The 26,035-nt window shown below is 54.9% G+C and carries 26 protein-coding genes, 2 tRNA genes and 1 rRNA gene; 22 read left to right on the top strand and 7 right to left on the bottom strand.

Annotated elements, in window-relative coordinates:
- From rrf to GT003_RS20690, 12 genes are all read left to right on the top strand, one after another.
- Positions 1-104: ribosomal RNA gene (gene rrf, locus GT003_RS20740) — 5S ribosomal RNA — on the top strand; the annotation flags it as partial.
- Between the two features lie 492 nt (positions 105-596).
- Entirely contained in the window at positions 597-1,571 is a 975-nt protein-coding gene (locus GT003_RS20735) for a putative glycoside hydrolase (RefSeq protein ID WP_338045989.1), read from the top strand.
- A gap of 139 nt (positions 1,572-1,710) precedes the next feature.
- Positions 1,711-3,168 carry an IMP dehydrogenase gene (gene guaB / locus GT003_RS20730; protein WP_161701375.1) on the top strand — a complete coding sequence of 486 codons (1,458 nt, stop codon included), beginning with the start codon at positions 1,711-1,713 and terminating at the stop codon, positions 3,166-3,168.
- 179 nt (positions 3,169-3,347) lie between these two features.
- Positions 3,348-4,637, top strand: coding sequence for a D-alanyl-D-alanine carboxypeptidase family protein (locus GT003_RS20725; RefSeq protein WP_239565990.1), 1,290 nt, complete (start codon positions 3,348-3,350; stop codon positions 4,635-4,637).
- Between the two features lie 204 nt (positions 4,638-4,841).
- Positions 4,842-5,723, top strand: a complete 882-nt coding sequence (pdxS, locus tag GT003_RS20720; protein ID WP_161701373.1) for a pyridoxal 5'-phosphate synthase lyase subunit PdxS — start codon at positions 4,842-4,844, stop codon at positions 5,721-5,723.
- 24 nt (positions 5,724-5,747) lie between these two features.
- Positions 5,748-6,335 carry a pyridoxal 5'-phosphate synthase glutaminase subunit PdxT gene (gene pdxT, locus GT003_RS20715; RefSeq protein ID WP_161701371.1) on the top strand — a complete coding sequence of 196 codons (588 nt, stop codon included), beginning with the start codon at positions 5,748-5,750 and terminating at the stop codon, positions 6,333-6,335.
- Between the two features lie 152 nt (positions 6,336-6,487).
- Positions 6,488-7,768, top strand: coding sequence for a serine--tRNA ligase (gene serS / locus GT003_RS20710; protein ID WP_161701369.1), 1,281 nt, complete (start codon positions 6,488-6,490; stop codon positions 7,766-7,768).
- A gap of 121 nt (positions 7,769-7,889) precedes the next feature.
- Positions 7,890-7,978 (top strand) — tRNA-Ser (locus GT003_RS20705).
- 142 nt (positions 7,979-8,120) lie between these two features.
- Positions 8,121-8,468 carry a hypothetical protein gene (locus GT003_RS20700; RefSeq protein ID WP_161701367.1) on the top strand — a complete coding sequence of 116 codons (348 nt, stop codon included), beginning with the start codon at positions 8,121-8,123 and terminating at the stop codon, positions 8,466-8,468.
- A gap of 50 nt (positions 8,469-8,518) precedes the next feature.
- Entirely contained in the window at positions 8,519-8,695 is a 177-nt protein-coding gene (locus tag GT003_RS32150; protein WP_170312281.1) for a hypothetical protein, read from the top strand.
- A 47-nt stretch (positions 8,696-8,742) separates the two neighbouring features.
- Positions 8,743-8,901 (top strand): small acid-soluble spore protein P, encoded by a 159-nt coding sequence (locus GT003_RS20695; RefSeq protein ID WP_161701365.1) that lies wholly within the window; start codon positions 8,743-8,745, stop codon positions 8,899-8,901.
- Positions 8,902-9,039: 138 nt separating this feature from the next.
- A complete protein-coding gene (locus GT003_RS20690) occupies positions 9,040-10,056 on the top strand; it encodes a hypothetical protein (RefSeq protein ID WP_161701363.1) in 1,017 nt (338 codons plus the stop codon).
- A 105-nt stretch (positions 10,057-10,161) separates the two neighbouring features.
- On the opposite strand, the gene GT003_RS20685 is transcribed toward GT003_RS20690, so the two are convergent.
- Complete coding sequence (locus GT003_RS20685) at positions 10,162-10,584, bottom strand: hypothetical protein (protein WP_161701361.1); 423 nt, start codon at positions 10,582-10,584, stop codon at positions 10,162-10,164.
- Positions 10,585-10,845: 261 nt separating this feature from the next.
- Positions 10,846-10,922 (bottom strand) — tRNA-Arg (locus GT003_RS20680).
- A 347-nt stretch (positions 10,923-11,269) separates the two neighbouring features.
- Here GT003_RS20680 and GT003_RS20675 point away from each other — a divergent pair.
- Positions 11,270-11,485 carry an aspartyl-phosphate phosphatase Spo0E family protein gene (locus GT003_RS20675; RefSeq protein WP_161701359.1) on the top strand — a complete coding sequence of 72 codons (216 nt, stop codon included), beginning with the start codon at positions 11,270-11,272 and terminating at the stop codon, positions 11,483-11,485.
- Here GT003_RS20675 and tadA read toward each other — a convergent pair.
- A complete protein-coding gene (gene tadA, locus GT003_RS20670) occupies positions 11,448-11,927 on the bottom strand; it encodes a tRNA adenosine(34) deaminase TadA (RefSeq protein WP_161701357.1) in 480 nt (159 codons plus the stop codon). The genes GT003_RS20675 and tadA overlap by 38 nt on opposite strands.
- Positions 11,928-12,246: 319 nt before the next feature.
- Between tadA and GT003_RS20665 the strand changes: the two genes are divergently transcribed.
- From GT003_RS20665 to cuyB, 5 genes are all read left to right on the top strand, one after another.
- Positions 12,247-14,499, top strand: coding sequence for an ATP-binding protein (locus GT003_RS20665; RefSeq protein ID WP_239565991.1), 2,253 nt, complete (start codon positions 12,247-12,249; stop codon positions 14,497-14,499).
- A gap of 51 nt (positions 14,500-14,550) precedes the next feature.
- Positions 14,551-15,255: an NAD(P)H-binding protein gene (locus GT003_RS20660; RefSeq protein ID WP_161701355.1), complete on the top strand. Its 705-nt coding sequence runs from the start codon at positions 14,551-14,553 to the stop codon at positions 15,253-15,255.
- 34 nt (positions 15,256-15,289) lie between these two features.
- On the top strand, positions 15,290-15,985 hold the full coding sequence (gene rluF, locus GT003_RS20655) for a 23S rRNA pseudouridine(2604) synthase RluF (RefSeq protein ID WP_161701353.1): 696 nt from the start codon (positions 15,290-15,292) through the stop codon (positions 15,983-15,985).
- Positions 15,986-16,555: 570 nt separating this feature from the next.
- Positions 16,556-18,064: a Mur ligase family protein gene (locus tag GT003_RS20650; RefSeq protein WP_161701351.1), complete on the top strand. Its 1,509-nt coding sequence runs from the start codon at positions 16,556-16,558 to the stop codon at positions 18,062-18,064.
- A 50-nt stretch (positions 18,065-18,114) separates the two neighbouring features.
- Entirely contained in the window at positions 18,115-18,834 is a 720-nt protein-coding gene (gene cuyB / locus GT003_RS20645) for a cysteate racemase (RefSeq protein WP_161701349.1), read from the top strand.
- 309 nt (positions 18,835-19,143) lie between these two features.
- Here the strand turns inward: cuyB and motB are convergent, their stop codons facing one another.
- Both motB and motA read right to left on the bottom strand, forming a co-directional pair.
- Positions 19,144-19,962, bottom strand: a complete 819-nt coding sequence (gene motB / locus GT003_RS20640; protein WP_161701347.1) for a flagellar motor protein MotB — start codon at positions 19,960-19,962, stop codon at positions 19,144-19,146.
- A complete protein-coding gene (gene motA / locus GT003_RS20635) occupies positions 19,946-20,746 on the bottom strand; it encodes a flagellar motor stator protein MotA (RefSeq protein WP_161701345.1) in 801 nt (266 codons plus the stop codon). The genes motB and motA overlap by 17 nt, the downstream gene beginning before the upstream one ends.
- Positions 20,747-21,004: 258 nt before the next feature.
- Between motA and GT003_RS20630 the strand changes: the two genes are divergently transcribed.
- From GT003_RS20630 to GT003_RS20620, 3 genes are all read left to right on the top strand, one after another.
- A complete protein-coding gene (locus tag GT003_RS20630) occupies positions 21,005-21,298 on the top strand; it encodes a hypothetical protein (RefSeq protein WP_161701343.1) in 294 nt (97 codons plus the stop codon).
- 18 nt (positions 21,299-21,316) lie between these two features.
- Positions 21,317-21,631: a 4a-hydroxytetrahydrobiopterin dehydratase gene (locus GT003_RS20625; RefSeq protein ID WP_161701340.1), complete on the top strand. Its 315-nt coding sequence runs from the start codon at positions 21,317-21,319 to the stop codon at positions 21,629-21,631.
- Between the two features lie 128 nt (positions 21,632-21,759).
- The gene (locus GT003_RS20620; RefSeq protein WP_161701338.1) at positions 21,760-22,977 is read left to right on the top strand and encodes an EAL domain-containing protein; all 1,218 of its coding nucleotides are present in this window, start codon (positions 21,760-21,762) and stop codon (positions 22,975-22,977) included.
- 89 nt (positions 22,978-23,066) lie between these two features.
- On the opposite strand, the gene GT003_RS20615 is transcribed toward GT003_RS20620, so the two are convergent.
- Positions 23,067-23,576, bottom strand: a complete 510-nt coding sequence (locus tag GT003_RS20615; RefSeq protein WP_161701336.1) for a GNAT family N-acetyltransferase — start codon at positions 23,574-23,576, stop codon at positions 23,067-23,069.
- Between the two features lie 188 nt (positions 23,577-23,764).
- Here GT003_RS20615 and GT003_RS20610 point away from each other — a divergent pair, with 188 nt between their 5' ends.
- Positions 23,765-25,027, top strand: a complete 1,263-nt coding sequence (locus GT003_RS20610) for an MFS transporter (RefSeq protein ID WP_161701334.1) — start codon at positions 23,765-23,767, stop codon at positions 25,025-25,027.
- A 107-nt stretch (positions 25,028-25,134) separates the two neighbouring features.
- On the opposite strand, the gene GT003_RS20605 is transcribed toward GT003_RS20610, so the two are convergent.
- A complete protein-coding gene (locus GT003_RS20605; protein WP_161701332.1) occupies positions 25,135-25,998 on the bottom strand; it encodes a hypothetical protein in 864 nt (287 codons plus the stop codon).
- Between the last annotated feature and the right edge of the window lie 37 nt (positions 25,999-26,035).

Here is a 26,035-nt window from a genome sequence, read left to right as displayed (position 1 = left end):
GCGGAGGGGAACCACGCGTACCCATCCCGAACACGACCGTTAAGCCCTCCAGCGCCGATGGTACTTGGACCGCAGGGTCCTGGGAGAGTAGGACGTTGCCAAGCACGATGAACCGACTGCAACTTGCAGTCGGTTTTTTGTTGTTTATTTTACCCTACGCATTTGTTTATTTCATCCAATGCTGGAGACAACTCCTTCACAACTCTAACCAATCGAGTGAACATACTACTGTTAATGTAGGTCGATGGGAGTTGATCACGAGGATGCTAAACTATGCAAAAAGTGTGCTGTTGTGCATGACGGCCATCTTAGGGATGACGAGCTGCAGCGGACAAACCCATAAGAACGATCCGGGCTTGCCGCCCTTACCGTCTCAACCGCTGACGAATTCATCGAAGTCGCTGCGGATTCACTCCATACAGACAAACCGCAAACCAACCGAAATCACCAAATTTCGTATCACAAACGGATATGAAGCCAATCAAAGTCGATATGAAAGTCGCTCCCGGCCTGCGATTCAGGCGGAGTCGCAACCTCAGCGTACAACACCGCTCCGATCGTTATCCAACCATAAACAGCCAGTAAGAGGGATTTATGTGTCCGGCTGGGTGGCAGGCAGCGAGAATAGACTTAACCATCTCATTCAACTCGTGGATAAGACGGACCTGAACGCGATGGTCATCGACGTCAAGAACGATTATGGACAATTAACGTATCGCTCTTCTCTAAAAGCAGTGAAAGCCATTGGAGCGGACAGGCATGTAGCGATTAGAGACATAGGGAGCTTAATACGTAAGCTGAAAGCGAAGCACATCTATGTGATCGGCAGAATCGTGACCTTCAAGGATCCGCTCTATGCGAAGCAGTATCCGTCCATGGCGCTTCAGCGGAAGAGCGGCGGCGTATGGCGCGATGCTCAGGGGAAGGCATGGCTGGACCCTTTCCAACAGCAAGTGAGAACGTATAATACGGCAATCGCGGCAGAGGCGGCTTCGAACGGATTCGATGAAATTCAATTTGATTATGTTCGATTCCCGGACAATGGCGGCAGAGTCGACCGGGAAGTGCGATATTCCGATACGCATGGAAAAAACAAGTCACAAGTTATCGCGGCTTTCCTGGGGGATGCGCGCCGTCAGATTCATGGCAGAGGCGCGCGAGTTTCCGCGGATGTATTTGGACTCGTGACTTCTTCGACAAACGATATGGGAATCGGGCAGTCCTGGCGTTCGATCTCGAGCGCTGTAGACGTGATTTCGCCCATGACCTACCCTTCTCATTATTCGACGGGGATGTATGGCGTTCGACAGCCCGATCTGAGTCCCTACGCCATTATCCATCACGCCATGACTGATGCGATGCATCGGAACGCCGTGATGAAGAGCAGCGGCACGACGACGGCCGCGGTCCGCCCATGGCTGCAAAGCTTTACCGCTAAATGGGTCCATCCTCATCAGACGTATGGAGCGGAACAGGTGAATAAACAAGTTCAGGCTGCGCGCGAGCTTGGCGTACGGGAATTTTTGCTGTGGAGCTCCAATTGCAAATACGATTATCGTTCGTCGTTTTGACATCATTCCCCGGCAGGTACATCCTTGACAGCCCACTACCCCTCTGCTACTATTTCAATAATATACGCGGCTCCTGTTCAAAACAGCGTTTTTTCAAGTTCGAACCAGGCACGCAAAGCGTTTGAGGAGGAACAAATCCGTGTGGGAAAATAAATTTGCCAAAGAAGGTTTAACCTTCGATGACGTACTGCTCGTTCCGCGAAAGTCGGAAGTACTGCCTAGGGAAGTTGATGTATCGGTCACGCTCAGCAAGTCGGTCAAGCTGAATATTCCGCTCATCAGCGCGGGCATGGATACGGTCACTGAAGCCAAGCTGGCCATTGCCATGGCACGCGAAGGCGGGATCGGCATTATTCATAAAAATATGTCCATCGCTCAACAGGCGGAAGAGGTAGACCGTGTTAAGCGTTCGGAAAGCGGCGTTATTACGAATCCGTTCTCGCTAACGGCTGAGCATCATGTCTACGACGCAGAAGAGTTGATGGGCAAATATCGCATCTCCGGCGTTCCTGTCGTTGACGGCAATCAGAAGCTGGTCGGTATAATTACGAACCGCGACCTTCGGTTCATACATGACTACTCCATGAAGATCAGCGAAGTCATGACGAAGGACAACCTTGTTACGGCACCTGTGGGCACTACGCTTCGGGAAGCGGAAGTCGTGCTGCAGAAGCATAAAATCGAGAAGCTGCCTTTGGTCGATGAGACGAACACGCTGAAGGGCCTCATTACCATTAAGGATATCGAGAAAGCAATTCAATTCCCGAACGCCGCCAAAGACCCGCAAGGCCGACTGCTCTGCGGCGCTGCCGTAGGCATCGCCAAAGATACGCCGGAGCGCGCGGAAGCGCTCGTTCAAGCAGGCGTAGACGTGCTTGTCATCGATACGGCGCACGGACATCAGAAGAACGTCATCGAGATGGTTCGCCTATTGCGCCGGAATTATCCGGATCTGACGCTGGTCGCAGGCAATGTCGCTACCGGCGAAGGCACGCGCGAGTTGATCGAGGCCGGGGCTTCCGTAATTAAAGTCGGCATGGGCCCGGGTTCGATTTGTACGACGCGTATCATTGCAGGGATTGGCGTTCCTCAGATCACGGCGATTTACGATTGCGCATCCGTTGCGCGGGAATACAATATTCCGATCATCGCAGACGGAGGCATCAAATACTCCGGCGATGTAACGAAAGCAATTGCATCCGGCGCGAGCGTAATTATGATCGGCAGCCTGTTTGCCGGTACGGAAGAGAGCCCGGGCGAGTCGGAGATTTACCAAGGCCGGCGCTTCAAAGTTTACCGCGGCATGGGCTCTCTTGGCGCCATGAAAGAAGGCAGCAAAGACCGTTACTTCCAAGAGAACGAGAACAAGCTCGTTCCGGAAGGGATCGAAGGCCGCGTTGCTTACAAAGGTCCTTTGGCGGATACGGTACATCAGTTGATCGGCGGACTGCGTTCCGGCATGGGCTATTGCGGCGCGCGGAACATTGACGAGCTGAAGAATGATACGCAGTTTGTGCGCATCACGAATGCGGGCCTGCGCGAAAGCCATCCGCATGATGTTCAAATTACGAAAGAAGCGCCGAACTACTCGCTCTAACAGCGTCATACCGTCCGTTAAGAGTCGGGAATGTCAGCTGTATATGGCAGTAAAAAGCAGACAGACAGGAAGATGGCGGATTTCGCCGTTTTCCTGTCTTTCTTTTATGTAGAAGGTTCTTTGTGTTACAATACTAGAGTATTTTATTGCTATGTTTTAATAGAAGAGGAGAGAAGACGTTGAAACGGAAGAAGGGACGGGTACGTTTTGTACCTACCATTTGCGCGACTGTCATTGCGATGATGCTTACGACGAATCTCGGTTCTCATGCTGCTCATGCAGACAAGGTAGAAGTGACGCCGAACCCGCTCGGAGTAGAGGCGCGTTCAGCGATTCTTATAGATGCCGATACGGGACAAATACTCTATGCCGTAAATGCGGATAAAGCTTATCCGCCGGCGAGCATGACCAAACTGATGACGGAATACTTGGTGCTTGAAGAGATCACGGCTAAACGTTTGAGCTTGACCGATATGGTCACGGCGTCGAAAGAAGCAGCGTCGATTCCGCCGGACGGTTCCCAAATTTATTTGGCCGAAGGCGATCAGCATTCGGTAAAAGACTTGTATATGGCGATGGCCGTTCAATCCGCGAATGACGCTACGATTGCGCTTGCCGACCGGATCGGCGGCACGGAGCAAGGGTTCGTCGAGAAGATGAACGAGACGGCGAAGGCGCTCGGCCTCAATTCGGCGCATTTTACGAGCGCTACGGGCCTTGCGGACGACACGGTCATCTCCGCCAGCGACTTGGCCAGATTCGCCAGCATTTTGATCAAAAAGCACCCCGAGTTCCTCGAGTTCTCCAGTACCCCGAGTTATAAGTTCCGCGAACGGGACAAAACGGCGATGGTCAACTTGAACTGGATGCTCGAAACGAACAAGAGCATTCCGAACTTTAAGCAATTTGCCTACCCAGGCGTTGACGGCATGAAAACCGGTTATATCGGCTCTGCAGGTTACTGCTTCACCGGTACGGCGAAGCAAGGCGACCTGCGTCTGATATCGGTCGTCATGGATACGGCCTCGAAATCGTCCCGTTTCGTGCAAACCGCCAAGCTGTTCGACTATGGTTTCGACAATTTTGAGAAAAAGACGATCGTCGCGCCGAAATCGGTTGTAGAATCGAACAAGACGGTCAAGATTAAGAAGGGCACGTCCAAGCAGGTGCCGATCGTGACGGCATCCGACGTTACCCTCCTCGTGAAAAAGAATACGACGCCTACCGTTACGGTAAACAACGTCAAGCTAAAATCGGACGGAGAACTTGTTGCTCCGATCGCGAGTGGAACGGTCGTCGGTACGGCAACCTATTCGTACAAGGATCCGGATACAGGCAAGACATTGGACAAAACCGTTAATCTGGTCACCTCCGAGGACGTTAAGAAGGCCAGCTGGTGGCGGTTGATGTTCCGTGGTTTGGGTGGTTTCATCTCCAGCCTGTTTAAAGGCATCGTGGATTTATTTTAGGCAGGACTGAGCGGGAAGACAGGCAGCCATTTTCCAATGAGAATGGATGTTGTCGAATGTTCGAGTATGCTGTAAAATAAATGGTTAGAGCTAGTCCGGATAACGGAGATCAGCATATAAACTCAGCATGCTTCCGAAGCGAGTATTCTGTTCGCAGAAGCGAAGGCAAGGAGGCATGCAGAGACTTTTAGGAGGATTCACGTCATGGAAACAGGAACTTCGCGCGTAAAACGCGGTATGGCTGAAATGCAAAAAGGCGGCGTCATCATGGACGTCATGAATGCCGAGCAAGCAAAAATCGCCGAAGCGGCAGGCGCAACGGCCGTTATGGCCCTTGAGCGTGTACCTTCCGATATTCGTGCGGCCGGCGGCGTAGCCCGTATGGCTGATCCGACGATTCTGGAAGAAGTCATGAAGGTCGTGTCGATTCCCGTTATGGCGAAAGCACGTATCGGTCATTATGTAGAAGCTCGCGTACTGGAAGCGCTGGGCGCGGACTATATCGACGAGAGCGAAGTGCTCACGCCTGCCGATGAAGTATTCCATATCTCGAAACGCGATTTCACGGTTCCGTTCGTGTGCGGTGCGAAAGACCTCGGCGAGGCGCTCCGTCGCATTCAAGAAGGCGCGGCAATGCTTCGTACGAAAGGCGAGCCGGGAACAGGCAACATCGTTGAGGCTGTTCGTCATATGCGTCTGATCACGGGCCAAATCCGTAAAGTACAAAACCTCTCCAAGGACGAGCTGTACCATGAAGCGAAAAACCTTGGCGTGCCGTACGACCTCCTTCTGGACGTGCATGAAACAGGCAAGCTGCCTGTCGTTAACTTCGCAGCCGGCGGCGTAGCGACGCCATCCGATGCGGCATTGATGATGCACTTGGGCGCCGACGGCGTTTTCGTGGGTTCGGGTATCTTCAAATCCGAATATCCAGAACGTTTCGCTCGCGCAATCGTTGAAGCGACGACGCACTACACGGATTACAAGCTGATTGCGGAAGTATCCAAGAACTTGGGTACGCCGATGAAAGGCATTGAGATTTCGAAGCTGGCGCCTTCCGAGCGCATGCAGGACCGCGGCTTCTAAGAACGGAAAGAAGGCGGGAAAGCGATGAAGATAGGCGTATTGGCGCTGCAGGGCGCCGTTGCGGAACATATACGCAGCATAGAAGCTGCCGGCGGACAGGGCGTTGCCGTGAAGCGTATCGAAGAGCTTCAAGGGTTAGACGGTCTGATCATCCCCGGCGGCGAAAGCACAACGATCGGCAAGCTGATGCGCAAGTATGGGTTTATCGATGCAATCCGCGAGTTCTCTCGGCAGGGCAAACCGATTTTCGGCACATGCGCCGGCTTGATCGTACTTGCTGATCGTATCGACGGCCAAGAAGACGCTCATCTGCAGCTAATGGATATGAAGGTTGCACGCAATGCGTTCGGACGTCAGCGCGAAAGCTTCGAGACGGACCTGGCCATTAAAGGCATCGAAGAGCCGGTTCGCGCGGTATTCATCCGCGCGCCGCTCATTATGGAAGTATCGCCGAACGTCGACGTACTCTCGACCTATAACGGCGAGATCGTGACCGCGCGGCAAGGGCATCTGCTGGCCTCGTCGTACCACCCGGAGCTGACGGACGATTATCGTCTGCACGCGTATTTCCTGGACATGGCGAAGGAAGCGGCTGCTGCAAAAGAACAATAACGGCCGGAGACTGCGGGAGCGCAGTCTTTTTGCCGTAATGGCGGTTTTGACAGCTGTCCGTTAGGGTTGAACTAGGGACAGTTTGGCGCATGCGCCACTTTGGATACACTACTAGAATAGCCATGAGAAGAAGATGAGAGGGGATACCCACCGTGCTTGACGTAAAACTGCTACGGAACGAGTTTGCCAAAGTAGAGCAAGCGCTCGCGAATCGCGGAAAGCCGCTTGACCTGATTGCCAATTTCCCGGCGCTGGACGGCAAATGGCGCGATATGCTGCAGGAGACCGAGCAGCTGAAGAACCGTCGCAACATCGTGTCGCAGGAAGTGGCAAAGCTGAAAAAAAGCGGCGGCGACGCTGAAGCGCTGATCGTAGAGATGCGCGAGGTCGGCGACCGGATCAAGGTACTGGACGAGGAGATTCGGGCGGTGGAAGCGGAGACCGCGGAACTGATGCTCTCCATTCCTAATGTACCGAACGAAAGCGTGCCTGTCGGCGCATCCGAAGAGGATAACGTTGAAATTCGCCGTCATGGCGAGGTGCCGTCGTTCGCTTTCGAAACGAAGGCCCACTACGAGCTTGCGCAGGAACTGAATATCCTGGATTTCGAACGGGCGGCTAAAGTAACGGGCTCGCGTTTTGTGTTCTATCGCGGCCTCGGCGCGCGTCTGGAGCGGGCACTCATCAATTTCATGATGGATCTACATAGCGACCAGCATGGATACGAGGAAATTCTTCCTCCGTATATCGTCAATCGCGACAGCTTGGTCGGCACGGGGCAGCTGCCTAAGTTCGAAGAGGATCTGTTCAAGCTGGCGGATACGGAGTATTACCTGATTCCGACGGCTGAAGTGCCGGTTACGAACATCCACCGGGAAGAAATTCTCTCGGCCGACGAGCTGCCGAAGAACTTCGTCGCCTACAGCGCATGCTTCCGTTCTGAAGCCGGCTCCGCGGGCCGAGACACGCGCGGGCTGATCCGCCAGCATCAGTTCAACAAGATCGAGCTGGTGAAGCTGGTGAAACCGGAGGACTCGTACGACGAGCTGGAGAAGCTTACGGCGAACGCTGAGAAGGTACTGCAGCTTCTAGGCCTTCCTTACCGCGTCCTGACGCTCTGTACGGGCGATATGGGCTTTACGTCGGCGAAGACGTACGATCTCGAGGTTTGGATTCCAAGCGGCAATTCGTACCGCGAAATCTCGTCCTGCTCGAACTTCGAGGATTTCCAAGCACGCCGCGCGAACATCAAATATCGTCCCGAAGCGAAGGGCAAACCGGAATTCGTGCATACGCTGAATGGGTCCGGACTTGCCGTCGGACGAACGGTTGCGGCAATTCTTGAGAATTACCAGCAAGCGGACGGCACGGTTATCGTACCGGAAGCACTTCGTCCGTATATGGGCGGCCTGGAAGTCATCGCTCCACGCTAGGGCTTTCGCTTAGAACCGAAGGCCGCAGATGCAAGTCGGGCGGGATGATTTCAGAGTTGCGTTAACAAATTGGCCTATGGTACAATACGTCCTGTGACCTTAAACAAGGTTCATCATGGATGGAGAGATACCGAAGCGGTCATAACGGGGCGGTCTTGAAAACCGTTAGGGTGCAAGCCCACGTGGGTTCGAATCCCACTCTCTCCGCCACCTATACCTAACAACTGACAGCGCTCAGGCGAATAACATTCGCTTGGGCGCTTTTTGCTATTCTGTATGTGTTCCTGCCTGCCGAGCCCGCATAAAACAAAGCCCGGAGCCGCATATTATCCGCATGGAGGTGGGAAATCAAATGAGCAAACGCGACGAGTTGACCATCAATCAGCAGGAGCTGGCCGAAGCATGGCAGCGTACGCTGCCCGAAACCATACAGAATGCGGATCGAGCCGAAGTGAAGGCCGACGAAGCCGATTCCAAGTCGCTGCGCGTGACCATTCAGACGGCAGGCCACCAAATGTATAGCTTTGATTTTAAAGTCACTTATGTAGACAGCCGCGAGATCCGAACGACACTGATCGACGTCGAGAAGGACGGCCGCTCGGTCGACGAACGTACCGATATCATCCAACAGCTGATCGAGGATTATACGCGGCATATCCATGAATGCGCGCAGGCGCTTCAAGAGCTGACGCATGCATAAAGCGCTCAATATTGCGCTGATCGCCTAGCATAGAGAGGAGCACGCGAACTGTGTCGAAAGCGAAGGGAACCGCCGACAAAAATTTAAGCAACGTCGTCGAAGATCTGGACCAAAATCCGGTCAACAGCCATCAGGCTCAGCAGCTGCAGCAGGATACGAACGATCGCCGCCATCAGGATGCGTTGAATCATGACGAGCCGACGGACCTGCATCACTCTCGCAGCTAAACAAGCCGGCCCACGATTGTATGAGTATGATAAAGGAGATGAACGCGATGGGTAAGCCGAAGAGCGTACCGGTTCAAAACCCTTACGAAGGAAACGGTCAGCCGTCCAGGTCCCGTAAGGATTCTTCTCAGCCCCAGGAGCCGCTGTCCGGTTCGAAGAAGACGAAGCAAGCGAATCACGTCGACCATCATAACCCGCAAGGGTAAAGCTCTCATCTCTCTTCAGAGCCCGTCTGCGCCTGTTATAATCGGCGTGGGCGGGCTTTTCCGTGCGCGATCGTCTGTTCATACCCGATTTGGATAGGGTAAAATAAAAGATGCGCACGAGGAGAGGGGCAATGATGCATGAAAGCATGTAGACGCGGCACGATAACGCTGCTCATCGCGGCGATGGCGGCGGCAACGGGCTGCAGCTCGTCCGACTCACCGAGGGAAGTCTGGCTAGATGCGATAGCAACAACGAGCAAGGCGGATTCCTATACATACTCCGGCTCTTTTACGATTCATGATATTCGGCTGCCACAGCCTGCCGGAGACTTGTCCAATCGGGATGCGGCCCTCATAATGGCGCTGCCGATTCTACTTAAAGGCGCCGTCATTCAAGTTCACGGAGCGGTTCAGAAGGACCCGCAGCGTGCCGAGTTGCTCTTGGATGCAACGCTTGGAACAGGCGACGTCAAATTGAGCATGAAGCTTCCGATCCTCGTGACGGAGGATAAGATCTATATGAAAGTCCCTCAAATACCCGGCGTGGCAGTACCCGCTGCCGTGGCTGACCGCTTCATCGTCATTGATGCCAAGAAGCTGGCGGAAGAGCAGGGCGGTGGAAATGTGCTGGACGGCGAAGCCCCGGAGCTGGTGAAGGGTGCTCTCACGTCTTTCTTCGGCGGCTTGGACGACACGTATTACAGCGAACCCGCGGCTGCCGATGTGAAGAATTTGCCGACAGGCTACGAAGCCGATCGGTATGTGCGGGTGAAGACCGATGAATCGCATTCGGACGCACTGCTGAAGGTCATTGCAGAGAACGCCATTCCGAAGGTAGTCGATTTGCTGCTTGGAAACGAAGCCTACATGAAGTCGTTTGGACTCACCAAGGAAAAACTGCAAGCATCCAAGAACGAGCTCAGCGCGGCGAAGCTGCAGGAGCAGTACACGATCAAGGCGCTCGAGCTGACCGGCGGCATAAAGGATGACTATGTAACGTTCGAGGCCGGGAAATTGCAGCTGGATACGGGCGATGCCAATGGGATGCAGGTAGATATTCAGTTCATGCTTTCCCAAGATGCGTTCAATAAGAAGGTTTCGTTTGAGGTGGAGCTTCCCAAGGATGCCGTTCCTGCTGAACAATGGCTGCCCTGAGCGAGGTTAAACAAAGATAAGACGCGGGAATTAAACCCTGATTGAGCCGCAATAAAGGCCAAGAACCACCTGCGAGGGTGGTTCTTTAGCTTATCTTGCGCCCAATTAGTCGGTGACCAGCATGCCGCTGAAGTTCTCCGGACCGACACGGACCGTGAGTAATACGTTCGAGCTGACAAAGGCCGTATACGTTAAGAGCGGTGTCAAAGGTGGATTGTAGTCGTCGGCGGTAAAGGCGATAACTTGCGGTGCGAGCAGGGATAAGTCAAATGTTGCCGTAGCCGTATAAACCAGGTGATCCGTCGGAAGCGTACCTCTTACAACGGTGATTGTTATGCCGGCAAGGGCCAAAGGCAGCTGAACGGACATCGTTCCTTGCAAGCTAACCCGAGGATTGGCTCCCGCGCCTTCCGTGTTCAGACCGATTTGTCCGAAAAGCACCGGCGCGTTAATAACAAGAATAGGAACCGCAATCGAGTTGGCATAGCTGGCATTTTGCGAGGTTCTTGCATCTATAAGTTTTCCCATTCTACTACACCTCCTTTCACAGTACTACTCTATACTATGTAGGAAACGGTAGATTGTGAGTTTCATAGAAAAGACAAGCTCCTGCGGATGCCGCAGCGCAGGGACTTCGGGGTCACATGTGATTGGCCCTTCTGAAACTGAGGAGGGGACGGGATATTATATCGAGAAGCGTAAGGGGGATCGGATCGCTGGGGGTCTTGTCTGACTGGTCTTAGAAAAAACAAAAAAACCTTGCCATGACAAGGTTTGTGTTTGCATAGATGGCGCGCCCGATACGATTCGAACGTACGACCTGCAGTTTAGGAAACTGTCGCTCTATCCTGCTGAGCTACGGGCGCGCGGCAAGGATAATAATAGCATGAAGAACAAGAGCGGCGCAACTTCCTTGGGGGAAGAATCAGATCGAATTTCCATAGCGACTCGTCCGCCGGAGAATATCGTTGGAGCAGTCCTGAATGGTAGAACATGTCCCGCCAGTTCGCATAACAGCGTAATAGATCTTAAGACCGATGAAATTAGTCCTGTTTTAGATGATCTTGTTGAATCGTGTCGATATATTCACTGAATTAACCAGCATATTGTCGACAAGATTTTACAAAAATAACAACCCTAAGCGTATATAATGAAGATGTTACTATTTGTAACCAACTGAAGATGTTGCGATAGGAGCTGTCCCGCGGGCGTCATGAACGACAAAACTACACTACTCCACGAATTACAGGTGCTTCGCACGAAGCTGTTTGAAATGGCCGAAGCACGAGGAAGTCTCACTGACCCTGAGGTACTGGCCCTTAGCGAAGAGGCCGATCAGCTGATCGTTATGCTTCAACATATGCAGAAGGAAGAACGTCTCGGAGGTGCCGCTAAGCACGCCCTCGCAAACGACGGAAAAACTGGGTAAGCAAATCCGCACATTCTTGCTGCAGCAGGCCCCCAACGAGCTCGGTCTCATGGTTGAAGCGTGGCTCCTGCAGTAAATTCATTAATGTACCGGCACAGCCGGCCTTCGGGTCGATCGTGCCGTACACCACTTTTCGAATACGGCTCTGGACAAGCGCTCCCGCGCACATCGGACAGGGTTCAAGCGTGACATATAACGTACAGTCCAGCAGGCGCCAAGCTTCCAAATGCCGGCTGGCCTCCCGAATCGCGATCATCTCCGCATGGGCGGTAGGATCCAAATTCGTTTCCCGCAAGTTATATCCCCTGCCAATAATCTCTCCGTTCTTCACAATGACTGCACCGATCGGTACCTCCCCGATGGCCTCCGCTTTCTTGGCTTCCTCGATGGCAGCCTGCATCCAAACGAAATCCTCTTCTCGGAAGTAGTCCGTTTCGCTCATGAATAATCCTCCTTTATGCCTGGCCAAGTATAGAGCCAATAGCCTATACATCTATCTCGCCTGTCGATAATTCTCGAATTGTGCTACGAACAAATATTCGTTGTTAACAGCTTGTGGATGAAAATGTGCATAAGTCGATGTTATACACAGATTTACTAACAAATTATTAAGTGGCCATGTGAATATTGGGATAAACCTGTGAATAACTTTTCTAATATTCCTCTGCTTATCTTAGAATGACAAGGATAGAAGTTTTTCCCACATTTATGTTATGATCCAACTAGGTGTCCACTAGCTCGATAAAAGGGTGTGTCGCATATTGTCAGTAAAGATTAAGCTGTCTCTTATGATTTCGCTGATCGTATTCGTCCTGCTCTTGCTCAATGTCATTTTGAACGAATATTCCACCGGGGTCAATCTGAGATCGGACGTCGAACGGAATATGACGACCATCACGCATCAGATCGCCGCGGACGTGAAGCAAAATACGAGCGAGAACGAATTCGTGCAGACCGTTTTAGCCGACAATCTGAAGATGGCCTCTTACTCCGCGTCCGAACAGCTTCCTCATCAAATCAGCGAGATCACGAGCAAGCAGCTGGCACTGGTTGCCTCCCGCATCGGCGTATCCCGTCTATCCGTCATGAAGAAAAGCGGCACCGGTTATATGATCGCGATGTCTACCGAGCCCAGCGAGACTGGGAAAATCAGTGCGACATGGCCGCTGCGGAATTTAGTCGTGCGCGACGAAACGGACAAGGATTATCAGTTCTGGACAAGTCCGAGCGAACGTTCGGTTACGGAGACGTCCGTCCTCTTGGGGCAGGAATCGTTCTATACCGACAATAAAATCAATTATATTATTCGCTGTTACATGGATAGCAGCGCGCTGATCGATTATCAGAAGATGGCGCATACGACGGCCTTTCTAGACGATATGAAAGCCAGCAACCCGACGATCCTGGAAATTACGGGCTTCAATCCGGGTTTATATCGAAGCAATTCCGTCGTGAATATCCCGTCCATTATCAGCAGCAAGGAGCTCGCGGACCTGCCGATTCCATTCGGTACCTACGACTACGGCAGCGTTGACGAAGACGTGAACAGCGTCCAGGAAGCCTGGAGAGGGAAACGGGTATTCCGCTATACGACGGTTCATCATCGGGAAGTGATCAAAAGCTTTATTCTTATACGCGACCCGAAGCCTTACGTCGTCGGACTTGTGCTCGATAAGAAACCGCTCATGCGGCTGATGGACGAACAGCGTACGAATCAGCTGTATATCTCCGCTGCGCTCCTATTCATCGTTATTATTTGCAGCTATTGGCTGTCTCATATCTTGCTCCGTCCCGTTCGCATGATTCTGTGGAAGGTCAACGAGTTGTCCTTCGGACGGTTCGACAGCTCGATCGTCGTCAGGCGCAAGGACGAGCTGGGGCAGTTGGCGCAGCGCGTGAATGCGATGTCCAAGAATCTCGGCATTTACATGACGAAGCTGAAGATGGCGTTCGAGGAAAATCGTTCGATGAAAGAGTATCTGGAATCCTTCATCAATCATACGACGGACGCGATTCATGTCGTGGGCCTGGATGGCCGCATCATGCAGGTCAACCGCGCCTTCGAGCAGTTGTTCGGCTATACGACGGAGGAAGCGGTGGGAAACGTGCTACCGCTGGTGCCGGAGCATCTGCGGGATGAAGAGCAGCAGACGATGGAGCTGTTGAAATCGGGGAAGCCGCTGCCGGCCCGAGAGACAACGCGGCTCACGAAGAACGGGGAATGGATAGCGGTCAGCGTGACGACTTCGCCGATCCGAGATAAGCTGGGCAGCATTCATGCCATTGCCAGCATTACGCGAGATATGACCAGCCGGAACAAAATGGACGAGCTGCTGCGCAGATCGGAGAAGCTGACGACCGTCGGCCAGCTGGCTGCCGGCGTCGCCCATGAGATTCGCAACCCGCTGACGACGCTGCGCGGCTTCCTCCAGCTGCAGCTGCAGACGTCGAAGCTGAATACGCGGCATGTCGATCTGATGCTGTCCGAACTGGACCGCATCAATCTGATCGTCGGCGAATTCTTGATCTTGGCCAAGCCGCAGGCTACAAGGTTCGAGGTGAAGGACATCCGGTTTACGCTGGGGGACGTTATCTCGCTCCTCGACAGTCAGGCGCATCTGTGCAATGTGGTGTTCGCGACTGATTTCGGCCAGGAAGAATGCCGAATCTCCTGCGAGGAGAACCAACTCAAGCAAGTGTTCATCAACGTGCTCAAGAATGCGATGGAAGCGATGCCGCAAGGGGGTCAGATTACGATTCAGGTTCATCGTCAGGAACGGCAGATCTGCATCTCGATCGCGGACGAAGGCATCGGCATATCGGAGGAGAAGATCGCCAAGCTGGGCGATCCGTTCTACACGGACAAGGATGCAGGGACAGGGCTGGGCATCATGGTCAGTCAGCGGATTATACAGAGCCACCAGGGAACCTTCGAAATCAAAAGCAAAGTGGGCGAGGGTACGACGGTCCTCATTACAATCCCGTTGTATAGAGCGGATAATTCCGAGAGCTAGCAAGCAGGGATTCGCGGTTTCATGTACAATACATACAGGAGAGGTGAGGAGATGCCGCGTACGGAAGGTTATCGCGCGCTTCTAGCAGGAGCGACCGGCCTGGTCGGGTTCCAACTGCTTCGGCAGCTGCTGCAGGACGAGCGCTGCAGGTCGCTGACGGTACTCGCGCGACGGCCGCTGCCTCTCTTGCCGGGAGACGAAGCTTCCAGCGGGAAGCTTCGCGTCATATCGGCGGATTTTGACCATATGGAAGAGGCGCTGGCGGATGTTCAGGCCGACGTGGTCTTCTGCGCGCTCGGAACGACGATCAGGAAAGCAGGTTCACAGGAGGCGTTCCGCCAAGTAGACTTGGGCTATCCCGTGGCGCTCGGGGAATGGGCGAAGGCGCACGGCGCCGGGAAGATGATCGCGATCTCCGCGATGGGCGCGAATGCACGATCGGCCGTGTTCTATAATCGGGTCAAGGGCGAGATGGAAGCGCAGTTAAGCGCAATCGGATTGCGCGCGCTGCAAATTGTCCGCCCCTCGCTGCTGCTCGGGAAGCGGGAGGAATTCCGCCTAGGCGAACGCGCGGCGATCATGCTCAGCCCGCTGCTCCGGCTGCTGATGCAGGGATCGCTGCGCAAATATCGGCCGGTACGTGCCGAGGATGTGGCTGCTTTCATGCGCGAAGCCGCGGCATTGCCGCCGGATCGACTTGCGCCGGTCGTCCAAATTTATGATAATCACGCAATAACGACAAGTCAGTCGATATGAGTTTAAGGCACCATATGCGGGGTGAATAAGTCAGTTGAGGATTAACAAGTTTATTAGCGAAACGGGCTACTGCTCCAGACGAGAGGCAGATAAGCTCGTGGAGAACGGGAAGGTCACGATCAACGGCGTCGTAGCCGAACTCGGCAGCCAGGCAGAGCTCGGCGATGACGTACGCGTGGATGGCAGACCGATCGGGGAGCAGAAGGGCCATGTGTATATCGCGCTGAACAAGCCCGTCGGCATCACGAGCACGACAGAGGCTCAGGTGGCAGGAAATATTGTCGATTACGTGGGGCATGAAGAACGGATTTTTCCGATCGGGAGATTGGACAAAGATTCGGAAGGGCTCATCCTGCTAACCAACGACGGCGATATCGTCAATCGCATCCTGCGCGCGGAAGGCAAGCACGAGAAGGAGTACATCGTGACGGTCGACCGTCCCGTCACGCCGCGGTTTCTGAAGGCGATGAGCGAGGGCGTCCGCATTCTCGGCTCGATGACGCTGCCCTGCAAGGTGCAGAAGGAATCGGACCGCGTCTTCCGGATTACGCTGACGGAAGGGAAGAACCGCCAAATCCGCCGGATGTGCCAAACGTTCGGATATAACGTCCGTAAGCTTCGCCGCGTGCGAATCATGAATATTCAGCTGGGTCAGCTCGCGAACGGCAAGTGGCGGGATCTGACGAAAGGCGAGCTCAGCGAGTTGTTCGACCTGCTCGACTACCGCTAAGTCCGAAGCCTCGCGGTTTCCCGGGAAATAACGACAAAACCAACTTCCGATCGACGTTCGCGCCGATAGAGTTGGTTTTTTTGTTGCGGGGAGGTAAGGTTGAAAAATCCGCTGAAGGCTTGCGGTTATGCGGTTGGCGGGCGGTTCGTCTTGCCATCCTAGAAAACATGAAGTAAAATTATAAAGGATTGTCTTCCTTTTGCATAGAGGGATTTTGAAAAATAATGCAAAGCAGCATGCGCGATCAGTTAGGACCAGCAAGGAAAAGCCGTCACACAAACATGCAATTCGTATATAAGGTAAAACACGATTCATAGTCTTGGAATCTATGGCATACATACGCAGCGGTCATGACAATAAAGGTGAGATTGTCGATGAACAGTGGGACGAGCCGAGAGAAAATCGGCTGATGCCGCAGTCTAATCAGAGGCTTCATAGGAAACTCATGATGTAAAGAAATCCAAAGCCGGCGTTTGCCATGTCCGGCGAGGGCGCAGGCAAGGCGATGGGCAGCTAAACAAGACGACAGGAAGGGCGCGCGGCGCGGCCTTCGGAGAAAGGACCATTGCGATGACGACGAAATTCCAGCTGCAGCAGCTGCTGCAGGAAACAACCGTAACGGAAGCTTATCAGGCCGGGGACATCGAAGTAACCGGTATATCCTATCATTCGCAGAAAGTGCTCCCTGGAGAGCTGTTCGTCTGCATCACGGGCTACAGCACGGACGGTCATCGATACCTGGGCGATGCGGTTGCACGCGGCGCGGTCGCGGCGGTTGTCGAGCGCATACAGCCTGCTATCAACGTGCCGCAGTACGTCGTGCCGAACAGCCGGATCGCGATGGCGCAGCTGGCGAGCGCGTTCTACGGGCATCCGGCGGACCGGATGAAGATGATCGGCATTACGGCGACGAACGGCAAGACAAGCACCACGTATATGACGAATGCGATTCTCGAGCAGCACGGCTTCAAGACGGGCATGATCGGAACGGTCGTGATCAAAATCGACGAGGAACGCATCCCGTCCGAGCTGACGACGCCGGAATCTCTCGATCTGCAGGCATATTTGAAACAAATGGCGGACCGGGGCGTCACCCATGTCAGCATGGAGGTTTCCTCGGCAGCGCAGGAAACGCATCGCGTCGAGTCGGTCGGCTACGACATCGTCTGCTTCAATAATCTCAGCCGCGAGCATATCGATTCGCACGGCACGTTCGAGAATTATTTTGCGGCCAAATCCCGGCTGATCCGGGAAGCGGGAGAGAACAGCTGCGCCGTCTTGAATCTGGACGACGGCTATGCGGCGTCTCTCGTGACGCAGACGCGGGCGAAGGTCGTCACCTTCAGCATGCAGAGCCGCGAAGGGACTTTGCACTGCAAGGACTTGGACCTGTCGACGGGACGGGCGAAATTCACCGTTGAGATCCTGAAGCCGATCCAAGCGGATGGCGGCGCCGTGATCGAGCCGGGCGAATTCCGCGTAGAGCTCCGTATCCCGGGTCTCCATTCCGTCTACAATTCGATGGCGGCGATCGCCATCGCGCTGCTGTGCGGCGTGTCCGTCGCGACGATCCAAGAGACGCTGCGCACGTTCGGCGGCGTGGAGCGCCGGTTCGAATTCATCCACGAGGATGCATTCACGATCATCGATGATCATTTTGCCAATCCCGGCAATATCGACGTCACGCTGGAGACGCTGCGCTACATGGACTACGAGAACTTTCACTTGGTCTATGCGATCCGCGGCGCCCGCGGCCCGATTATCAATCGCGAGAACGCGGAGTCGATCGTCAAGTGGCTGAACCGGCTCGAGAAGCGCGAGCTGATCGCGACGCGGAGTCAGTCGCATGTGAATAATCACAATACGGTATCGGACGAGGAAGTCGACGTGTTCCTGGACGTGATGAACGAAGCGGGCATTGAAGTGAAGCTGTACTCAGAGCTGCCGGAGGCGATCGCTACGGCGCTGTCGCAGGCGCAGCGAGGCGACCTCATCCTGCTCGCGGGCTGCCAAGGGATGGATCCCGGAGCAGAGATCGCGCTGGGGCTGCTGGCAAACGAAGGTTCAAACGAAGGCTGACCGGGTACTCGTCACATAGCACGATTATTTCATATAAAGTAGGTTGAGTCATGGAACGTAAACGGTTAGGTGTTCTGGGCGGAATGGGACCGAAAGCAACGTCCGTATTTATCGATCAAATTATCGACGGCACGGCGGCCGACAGCGATCAGGACCATATCGACATGGTCATTCTGAACCACGCCTCTATTCCCGATCGGACCCAAGTGATCTTGGAAAACACGGGCGAGCTGTTCCTGCGGGAGATCGAGAAGGATATCCGGCTGCTGGAATACGCGGAGGTCGCCAACATCGCGATGCCATGCAATACGGCGCATTATTATATCAACGAGATGCAGGCCATGACGACGATTCCGATTATCGACATGGTCGAGGAAACGATGCGAGCCATCGTGGATACGTTCGGGAGCGGCGGCAAGGTCGGTATCCTGGCGACCAACGGGACGCTGCGCAGCGGCATCTACAGCGAGTCGGCCCGCAGGTACGGCTTGATCCCGCATGAGCCGGACATGGACGTGCAGCAGCAGGTGATGAATATCATCTATCGGGATATTAAACGCGGCATTACGAGCGATCCCGCCGAGCTGGAAGGCATCATTCACGATATGGTGAACAAGGAAGGCTGCAGCTGCGCCATTATCGCGTGTACGGAGCTGTCGATCATCAAGCTGAGCGAAGAGGCGAGGCGGTTCAGCATCGATGCGATGGATGTGCTCGTGCAGAAGTCGATCGAGCTGTCGCTGCCGCAAGACGAAGGGCGCGCCGACTAAGCTGCCGATTGAAGTCCAATGTGGCGTTGATCGTCACGTTAGGCTGTTTGAACAGCGTAGGACGCGTGATCGCGCAAGGTATACCGAGAGGCTGGCTTTATACTATCGATCCATACAAATTGCAAATCTCCTATCGCAAGTCTCACATTAAATCGTAAATCGTAGATCGTAAATCGTAGATCGTAAATTGCATATCGAAAATCGCAAGTCGAAAATTGCACCGAAAAACCCCGTCAGGCGGATGTGAACTGTAATTCAGTTCCCTACCTGACGGGGTTTCTTATTGTCGTATAGACGGAGCATACGGTGCTATGGATTCGCCGTCGCAGCGGATACGCTGACGCTCTTGCCGTCATCGGCGAATTTCCGGATAATCGACACTTCGACGCGGCGGTTCTTGGAGCGCCCCGCAGCCGTATCGTTGCCGGCGATCGGATGATATTCTCCGTAGCCGATGTTGCTGAAATTCTTGGGATTGAGCTTCTTGTTATCGAGGACGATGTTCATGAAGCGAATCGCCCGCATGGAGCTAAGCTCCCAGTTGGACTCGAATTCGGCATTGTTGATCGGCACGTTGTCGGTATGGCCGGAGACGATGACCTCGTAGTCCGAGTACTTCGTCAGCATGTTGGAGATCGCAACGGCCAACTTGCGCGACTCGGGCTTGACCCTCGCGCTGCCTGGCGCGAAGAGCGAGCTGTCGCTGATCGTGATCGTCAGCTGGGATTGGTTCAGCTTCGTGTCCAGCTGCGTGGTCAGGCCGTTCGTGTTAATATACTGGTCGACTTGCTTCTTCAGCTTCTCGAGGTCTTCCTGCTCCTGCTTCTTCAGCGCCTCGCGCTGCTCCTTTGACATATCCTTCGTGTCCTCGTAGCGCTTCGGGGAATTCGCGTTCTGCATCATATTATCCCTTGCGATTACGGAGGATTCCGTCAGAACGCCCATGCCGCTGTTGAAGGCCACGTTGAACGCTTTGCTCATATCCTGGAACTTCTTCGAATCGGTGGAGCTCATGGCGTACAACACGATGAACAAGGCAAGCAGCAGCGTCAGAAGATCGGCATACGGAATCAGCCAGGTTTCGTCGGCATGCTCCTCGTGTTCTTCTTTCTTATGCCTTTTGCTCAACGGCTTCTGCCCCCTTCTGACTCATCATGTAACGCTCGGTCGGCGTTAGGAAGACGGAGAGCTTCTGGTTGATCGCGATCGTGGAGACGCCGGATTGAATGGACAGGAGGCCTTCGACCATCATCAGGCGAAGCTCGACTTCATTCTTCGATAGACGCTTCAGCTTATTGGCAATCGGGTGCCACAATACGTATCCGGTGAATATACCTAGGAGTGTGGCGACGAATGCCGCGGCGATGGCGTGCGCCAGCTTGCCCATGTCGCTCATGTCGGCAAGCGCCGCGATCAGGCCGATAACGGCCCCGAGTACCCCGAGCGTCGGCGCGTACATGCCGGCTTGCGAGAAGATCAGCGCGCCCGCGCGGTGGCGTTCTTCCGTTGCCGCGATATCTTCGAGCAGCACGTCGCGAACGAGATCCTGATCGTTGCCGTCGATGATCATCCGCATGCCGTTACGCAGGAACGGATCTTCGATCTCGTCGACCTTGGATTCCAGCGCCAGCAGCCCTTCGCGGCGCGTGATGGTTGCCCATTCCATGAATAGGGCGATAACTTGCTCGCGCGGGAGCAGTTTTTGCACGACGAAAATCATCTTGATGAGCTTCGGGAATTTTTTGAGCTCCTTCAGCGGGAAGCCGATGAATAACGAGGCAGCGGTTCCGACGATAATGATGGTAAAAGCTGCCGGGTTGAGCAAGTTCTCGATCGGTGCTCCCTTAAGGGTCATACCGAGCAGGACGGCAATGAGTCCGAGCACAATACCGATAAGTGTTGATTTTTCCATGACGCACCTCGTTAGTATAAGAGTAAAGACTATGATGAACCGGCAGTCGCCGTTCAAGCCCAGAGAACCGCAGTCGAACGTGCTTCATCCCAGCGTACGACGCAAAACGCAACGATTCGACCGTTTATCTTCTTATTTATTATCGTCAAAAGCGGCTCGTAGATTAGAGCAAATTGGATGTTTTAGGAGTTTTCGCCCCAATTCGTGTAGAATAGGGAGCAGAGGCTTACTTGAAAACCGGAAAGGAAGGCATCGGCAATGGGCGTAAAGCATGCGAGGGAATACGAGGATATCCTGGTGGAGTTGAAGGACGCCATGTTCGATATCGGAGATGGCTATCTATTCTTTGAGATGGATACGACGGAGTGGGATGAGCTGGAGCGCGGGCAGCAGCTGGAGCTGATGGAGGCGCTCGCGGACGATGTGTTTTATGCGCTCGGAGAGGATCCGGTCCTGCATGTCGGCAAAGGCGTGGTGACCTATCGGCCGAAGCATCATATTATCGAAGTGTCCGTGGACGAGAAGGAAAGCCGCATCATCCGTTTAATCTGAGGCAAGGAAGGTGAGGGGATGGGCAAACGCGAGAAGATGACGGCGGAGGCGGTCGATGCCGCCGTGGCGTCATTGGAAGGCTGGGAGCGCCAGGATGAGAAATGGATCGCAGGGAGCTACAGGTTTGTCACCTTTCCTGCCGCGATCGCCTTCGTGGGACGGATCGCCGACATCGCGGAGGAGCTGAACCACCATCCGTTCATCGGCATCGATTACAAGAAAGTGACGCTGCGGCTCACGACATGGCATGCGGGAGGCTTGACGGAGCTGGATATCCAGTCTGCCGAGCGATATAACGAAGTTTATAAGGCGTCGATTGCCGGAAACCGGTAATCGGCGTTTTTTTGCATCCGGCGGTTTGCTGAAGCCGGGGCTTTACAAGGCATGCACGCTAATTTACAATAGGAGAAATCAGCTCATGTGAGGAAATGTGACATTATTCGACGCAAGGAGACACGGCGATGAGGGAAGCAAACGATATTCGGGCTAGCTTGGCGGGCGAACTCGTCCCGTATTATCAGCCGATCCTTGCGCTGGATACGAGGCGAATCATGGGCTTCGAGGCGCTCGGGCGCATCCGCAGCGGAGAAGGCGTACGCAGCGTCGGACCGTTCTTCGCGAACAAAAGGGTGCCGATGGAGGAACAGATCCGCGTCGACCGGCAGCTGAGGGAGATGGCGTTCGCGAAATTCGCCGAGACCGGGTCGGAAGCGGGAAAGCTGTTCATTAACCTGAAGCCGTCGTGGATATTTCAAACTTATGCGATGACCGGCGAGCTCCCGACGCTTCGCCTGCTTGATAAATATGCGATTGACCCGCGCAGGGTCGTGATCGAGATTACGGAGGAGTCGTTCCTGGAGCCGATGGAGCAGCTGCGGTCGGTGGTCGATCTCTACCGGAACGAAGGCTGCCTGGTTGCGATCGACGATGTGGGCAGCGGGTTCAGCAATATGGATCGGATCGCGCAAATTCAGCCGCAAATTCTGAAGATCGACATACATATGCTGAAGCGAAGCGAGAGTCACAGCGGCTATTACGGCGTGCTGCGCTCCTTCTCGATGCTGGCGGATCAGATCGGCGCATCGCTGCTCGTCGAAGGCGTCGAGACGGACCAGGATCTGCAGCGAGCGATCGAGATCGGCGCTCGGTTCGTGCAGGGCTATCTCTTCGCGCCGGCGGAGGCGGAATTCCGGCCGGCGGCGAGCTTCGCGGCATTGGTCGAGGAGGGCCTGGACCGGCGGCGTGCGCGCATCCTGCAGCGCGAGCGTCATTGGAGCGGCGAGGCGGACAGGCTGCGGCAAGCGGTGGATGCCGCATGGGCGGATGCGCGCGAGGAGGGCGGCGAAGACGGAGTCATCGCGCGGCTGCTTCCGGCCTTGTCGGAATCGCCCTGCATCCGGGTCTATTTGTGCCGCGGCGACGGCATTCAGATTAGTTCCAACTACAAGCGCGAGAGCGGGAGCGAATGGCTTCGGCAGCCGGAGTACAAAGGCTTGAATTGGAGCTGGCGGCCGTATTTTATTCCCATCGCGGTCGAGCTCGTCGAACGTCCCCGCGCGATGGTGTCGCAGGCCTACACGGACCTGGATTCGTTCGATCGGATCCGCACGATATCGGTGCCGGTGGGGGCGAGCGAGATTTTGTTCCTTGATGTGGCTGAAGGTGATGGCGAGCGTTAGCCGTTCTCCAATCGTGGAATCATCCAACTGAACGGGTCCGAAGCAGATCCAGCGATTATAGCGACGGCTCACTCGGGTCGAAGACGCCGCTACTGCGCTCCCTCCGGCAAATAACACATGCAATAGACGTCTACCAACCCGGTATGCGTCTGTTTGGCATATGTATCGGTAATGATGAACCCTGCCCGCTGATAGGTGAGGATGGCGCGGTCGTTCCACGTGTGTACCTCCAGATCGATCTCATAATCCGGGGCTCGTCGCAGTGCCTCCGCCACGATAGCTTGAACGAAGGACAGGCCGAGGCCTTGATCGCATAGATCGGGACGGAGGCCCAATCCGAGGCGCGTCAGCCCGAGCAGCGGGAAAAATTGCGCGAAGCCGATGAAGTCGCCGTCCGAATCCAGGACCGCGGCATATTGGCGCGTACGGATGTCGGGGTCGCCGAATTCCATGCCGAGCTCCAGCATGACCTGCCAGGTCGTCCAATTGTAGAAGTCAAAGGGCGGCTCGTACCGCCAGGAGGATAGCTGCTCGGCATGGGCCTCGGACAGCGGAATGACGTTGAAACGCTGAAGCTCAGCGCGGGGGGGATTGGACATGTTCGCGTTCTCCTCGGTGGTTGACTATCGCTTCATTCGACAGGCGGGGTGCGTTACGAATGGCTCTCGAACACATTGTCGGCGAAATGGCGTCAATTATCAAGGGCGGCTCGGTATTCCGGCAAAGAACGGTTCAAAAAGCGGTTCGGCAGTGCTATAATGGGGCGGCTGAAAGGGTGGATGCACGCGTGCGTAAATTAATTATATTGGGATGTCTGTCTTATCTGGTCATCGGCTTGGGACATGTCGCGGTAGGTGCCGTGATGGAACAGCTGGTTCTGCATTATGTGATCGATTATGAAACGGGCGGCCAGCTGATCATGAATCAGTTTCTTGGCTTCTTGGCGGGGGTGCTGCTGGCGCCAACGCTAATTCGGGGTCTGGGACGGCGCGGTGCCGTTATGCTGGCTTTCGTCGGGTTTGCGGTCGCGGAAGCAGGCTATGCGTTCGAGCTAGGCTGGACCGTCATGCTGATATTGGCCCTGTTCGCCGGGTTCGGCTTCGGTCTTGGCGAGACGTGCATCGGCGCGCTCATTATCGAAACGCTGGGCGCGCAGAAAGCCTCGGCGATGTCGCTGCTGGAAGTGTTCTTCGGCGTCGGCGCGCTTGCGCTTCCCGCGGCTGCGGCGTGGCTGATTCTGCAGGGGTATTGGCTGTGGACCTTCGGTACTGTAGGCGTGCTCGCTGCCGTCACGCTGCTTCTGTGGCTGTTTCTCCCGCTGGGCGAGGCGGAGGCGTTCATGGGCAAAACGCTTGTGCAGGATGGATCGGAGCAGGCGAGCGCTGCTGCGAGAACATCGGATGATTCGAGAACCGCGAAAGGCAGCGCAGCCGCGAGCGGTCCGAAAGCCTGGTATTCCCGCGGCGATCTGCTGCTCCTGGTGCTTGGCGCGCTCTTCTTCGCCGTGTATGTCGGCTTGGAAATGAGCTTCGCCAACTATTTGCCGGCCATTATGGGACGCAAATCGGGTCTCAGCGAGTCGAGCGCGACGATCAGCCTCAGCATCTTCTGGGCGGCGATGTCCTTCGGCCGGCTGTTCGTGGGGCGGATAACGGGCCGCGTCGGTTATCGGAACTTCCTCCTCGTCTGCTGCGCGGGCACGACAGTCGGTTTTGCGGCGCTGCTGCTGCTGGACCAAGCGGCTGCGGCAACGGGGATGATCGTGGTGACGGGCTTGGCGATGGCGGGGATTTTCGCGATGGGCCTCGTCTATCTCAACGAAGCGTTCCCGGACCGAATCGACCGGACGACGAGCATTCTCATCGCTTGCGGCGGGCTTGGCGGCGCTTTTCTGCCGAAGCTGACGGGGTGGCTGCTCGATACTTTCGACGTGGATCATGCCATGTGGCAGTTCGTCGGCTGCGCGGCCGTGCTGCTGCTGCTCATGCTGCTGATTGTCAGGGAGCATGACAGACTGGGACGGAGAAAGCGCGAGCTGGCGAGCGCTTGAGTGTCTGCGAGTGTACAAGTTTACATCATAAGCTCCAATCAAAAATGCCCGCCAGAAGCGGGCATTTTGTTCGTTATAGGGTTCTTGCTTTGGCATGCGTTCGCGGCTTAGTATCGATCCATGATCAGCTGCGTTTTCAGCGAATCCTGCGCCAGGAACCAGCCTTTGCTCTGCAGGTACGTGATCAGCTGGTCATGCTTGGTCGAAGCCGTCGAGGCGCTGGTTGTTTTGAACGACGCTTCGACAATGTATTCGGTGCCTGTCCCTGCGGCATTCTTGATCGGCCAGACTTCGATGTACAGTTGCAAGCCGCTCCATGTGCCGACGGAACGTTTGGCCAGCACGGGGCCGAAATACCGGGAGCCCGACAGCTTGCTCGTGCCCCAGCCGCTGGATACCCAGTTATTGAATTTGTCCGGCGCGTTGTTGATCATCAGGCTGCGAGCGTCGGCGATCGACGGGAGATCCATGCCGCTGTAGCCGGATTTGCTGCCGCTCTTCGTGCGGGTGATGCTGAGCGTTTGCTTCTGGTAGCCCCACTCGACTTGGGCTTCGTAGCCGGTGTCGCCGGAATTAAAGCCTTCGTTGTTCGCCTGCGTCAGCGCGGCGGTAATGTCGCCGCTTGTGATGGCGTAGCGTTTCTTGTAGCTCAGCTCGAAATCTGATTCGCCTTCGGTCTTGCGAATGCGCGGGCTCCAGCCGTTGTTGTAGATGTCCTTGGCGTTCGTGTCCAGGAACGCGACGTTCATCTTCGTCACCGTCGTCGGCATGGAGAAGGCGCTCAGGACGGCGCTGGTCAGTTTGAAATCGGATCCCAGCACGACGCTTGGATTCATGAGCAGCTTGACTTCATAATCGGGTACCATATTGCTTGCCGCATGCGCCGGCGTTGGCGCGATACTGGCTTCCGTGACCAGGGTGGCACCTAGCGCGATCATGACTGCGGCCGTGCCTAAAATACGTTTGAACATCAATTCATCTCCTCAGATCGACTGTTGGACAGGGTAG

Origin of the sequence: Paenibacillus sacheonensis (genome assembly GCF_009909195.1) — a bacterium.
In the GTDB taxonomy this organism is placed as follows: domain Bacteria; phylum Bacillota; class Bacilli; order Paenibacillales; family Paenibacillaceae; genus Paenibacillus_Z; species Paenibacillus_Z sacheonensis.
Note: the sequence above shows the minus strand (reverse complement) of the source record. Positions and strands in the feature narration are given on the sequence as shown.